This is a genomic window from Gryllotalpicola sp. CP2-P1 (genome assembly GCF_057512245.1).
The window spans coordinates 1-2,533 of the sequence record NZ_JBLRDT010000277.1; the positions used below are offsets into that span (position 1 = coordinate 1).

Sequence of the window (2,533 nt, forward strand, 5' to 3'; positions counted from 1 at the left end):
TGTGCTCTTTCCGATCTTACGCCGCCGCGTCGCTCGCGCCCGGCCGGCCGATCGGCGAGGCCGTCGCCGAGCTCATGTCGCGCATCCACGCGGATTTCGACTACGATCCGACCGCGACGACCGTCACCAGCACCGTCGCCGACACCTTCGCGAAGCGCGCAGGGGTCTGCCAGGACTTCGCACACCTCGCCCTCGCGTGCCTGCGCAGCCACGGGCTCGCGGCGCGCTATGTGAGCGGCTACCTCGCGACCGATCCGCCGCCCGGCAAGCCGCGTGTGGTGGGGGCGGATGCCTCACACGCCTGGCTCGCGGTGTGGGTGCCCGGCTCGGGCGATTGGCTCGCGGTCGACCCCACGAACGACCAGCGCGCGGGCGAGCGCTACGTGACGGTCGCCTGGGGCCGAGACTACGGCGACGTGGCGCCCCTGAAGGGCGTCATCTTCACCGAAGCGACGAAGTCCACGCTGCGCGTCGCGGTCGACGTGGCCCCGCAGGGGTAACGACTGCACCATGAGGTCCTTCACGTGCCGCATTTGCGGCAGCCCGCTGTACTTCGAGAACTCGGTCTGCGTCTCGTGCGGCACCGGCCTCGGCTACTCGCGCGCCGAGCGCGACATCGTCCCCGTCGACCCCGCGGGCGTCTACATCGATGCCGCGGGCGACACGTGGCACGTGTGCGCGAACCTCACCCTCTCCGGCTGCACCTGGCTCACGCGCACACCCGGCGGCCTGTGCTTCAACTGCGCGCTCACCCGCACGCGCCCCCGCGACGACGACCGCGCCGGGCTGTCGAACTTCCTGGTCGCCGAGCGCGCCAAGCGACAGCTGATCGTCGAGCTCGATCGGCTCGGCTTCCCCATCACCGGCAAGAGCGAGACGGATGCCGGCCCCGGCGACCCCGAGACGGGGCTCGCCTTCGACCTGCTGTCGAGCGCCGCCCAGCCCGTGACGACGGGGCACGACTCGGGCGTGGTCACGATCGATCTCGCCGAGGGCGACGACGCCTACCGCGAGCAGATCCGCGACAGGCTCGCCGAGCCGTACCGCACGATGCTCGGCCACTTCCGTCACGAAGTCGGGCACTACTACGAGTGGCTGCTCGTGCGCGGCGAGGAGCGCATGGCTCGCTGCCGCGAGCTCTTCGGCGACGAGAGCGCCGACTATCAGGCCGCGCTCGAGCGGCACTACGCGGAAGGGGCGCCGCCCGAGTGGGGCGGCGCGTTCATCTCGGCCTATGCGTCGATGCATCCGTTCGAGGACTTCGCCGAGACCTGGGCGCACTATCTGCACATCTGCGACACCGTCGAGACGGCCGCGGCCTACGGCCTGATCTCGGTGAACCCGATCGATTGGCGGGTGCCGTTCCGTCAGCTCGTGACAGACGTGTGGATCCCCCTGTCGACGGCGCTCAACATGATCAACCGCTCCATGGGCAAGGAGGACGTGTACCCCTTCGTGATCGCGCCGCCGGTGCTCGACAAGCTGGACTTCGTCGCGTCGCTGCGCCCCGACGTAGCCTGAGCACATGAACTGGCTCGACCGCTTCTTCCCGAAGGCGCCGAGGTCGACCGGCCCCGCGGTCGGCATCGGCATGCTCGTCGCGGTCGTGAGCGACTCCGATCAGCTCGAGCCCCACGACGACGATCCGGTGGGCGTCGTCATCGCGCCCGGAAACAAAGAGATCGCGCCCTACCCCGGCCTGCAGCTGCCGCGCTATTGGACGGTCGCGTTCGAGGAGCCGAGCTACACGGGCGACGGCCGCGGCCCTTTCGAGCAGGCCACGTTCCCCGAGCATCGTCTGCGGGTCCTCGACCCCGACCCGTCCTGACCCGGCGGCACTGAGCCGCGAGCGGTGCGAACCGCACGCCCGAGAGGCTCGGAGCATACGTCTCGCACCGCCCGACGCAGCGCCGCGGAATCAGCGCGCCGCGAGCGACTCCAGCACCTCGGCCGTCGTGCCGAGCTCGCCGAGCTTCGGGAACTGGTGCTCGACCGATGCGTTGTGTGCGGCCTCGCTCGTGTCGGTCATCGCGTCGACCACGAACGCCACGTGGTAGCCGAGCTCGTACGCCGAGCGCGCGGTCGACTCGACGCCCGAGGTGGTCGACACCCCCGTGAGCACGATCTGGGTCGCGCCGACGGCCTTGAGCTTCGCGTCGAGGTCGGTCGACAGGAACGCGCCGAGGGTGGTCTTCGTGACGGTGATATCGCTCGGCTGCTGGTTGAGCTCGGGCAGCAGCACCGTCGCCTCGGCGGGCAGCGACCCACCGGCGGGCCGGCCGGATGCCTTGCTGCGCTCGGTGCGGCCGGGGGCTCCCCCGGCGACGTTCACCAGCACGACCGGCAGGCCCTTGGCGCGGAACGCCTCGGCGAGCTTCGCCGAGTTCGCGACCACGTCATCGAACGGGTGCACCGTCGGGTAGCCGCGCAGGCCGGTCTGCAGGTCGATGACGACGAGGGCGGGGGTCTGCTCGAGTTCAATGCTCATCGGTTCTCCTTCTGGGGTGGGGTGGTGTGCGGCGCGCGGGCCGCG

4 protein-coding genes are annotated in these 2,533 nt (G+C 70.6%); 3 read left to right on the forward strand and 1 reads right to left on the reverse strand.

Annotation, left to right across the window (positions count from 1 at the left end):
• The 3 genes from ACM2XV_RS14150 to ACM2XV_RS14160 form a co-directional block, all read left to right on the forward strand.
• On the forward strand, nt 1-500 hold a 500-nt coding region (locus tag ACM2XV_RS14150), incomplete at its 5' end, for a transglutaminase-like domain-containing protein (protein ID WP_487027394.1).
• Between the two features lie 10 nt (nt 501-510).
• Nucleotides 511-1,521, forward strand: coding sequence for a zinc-binding metallopeptidase family protein (locus ACM2XV_RS14155; protein WP_487027395.1), 1,011 nt, complete (start codon nt 511-513; stop codon nt 1,519-1,521).
• 4 nt (nt 1,522-1,525) lie between these two features.
• Nucleotides 1,526-1,828, forward strand: a complete 303-nt coding sequence (locus tag ACM2XV_RS14160) for a hypothetical protein (RefSeq protein ID WP_344773667.1) — start codon at nt 1,526-1,528, stop codon at nt 1,826-1,828.
• Nucleotides 1,829-1,918: 90 nt separating this feature from the next.
• On the opposite strand, the gene ACM2XV_RS14165 is transcribed toward ACM2XV_RS14160, so the two are convergent.
• On the reverse strand, nt 1,919-2,488 hold the full coding sequence (locus tag ACM2XV_RS14165) for an isochorismatase family protein (RefSeq protein WP_344773669.1): 570 nt from the start codon (nt 2,486-2,488) through the stop codon (nt 1,919-1,921).
• Between the last annotated feature and the right edge of the window lie 45 nt (nt 2,489-2,533).

Coding starts and splice junctions, on each gene's coding strand:
- ACM2XV_RS14155 (WP_487027395.1), top strand. CDS start 511: ATGAGGTCCTTCACGTGCCGCATTTGCGGCAGCCCGCTGTACTTCGAG.
- ACM2XV_RS14165 (WP_344773669.1), bottom strand. CDS start 2,488: ATGAGCATTGAACTCGAGCAGACCCCCGCCCTCGTCGTCATCGACCTG.
- ACM2XV_RS14160 (WP_344773667.1), top strand. CDS start 1,526: ATGAACTGGCTCGACCGCTTCTTCCCGAAGGCGCCGAGGTCGACCGGC.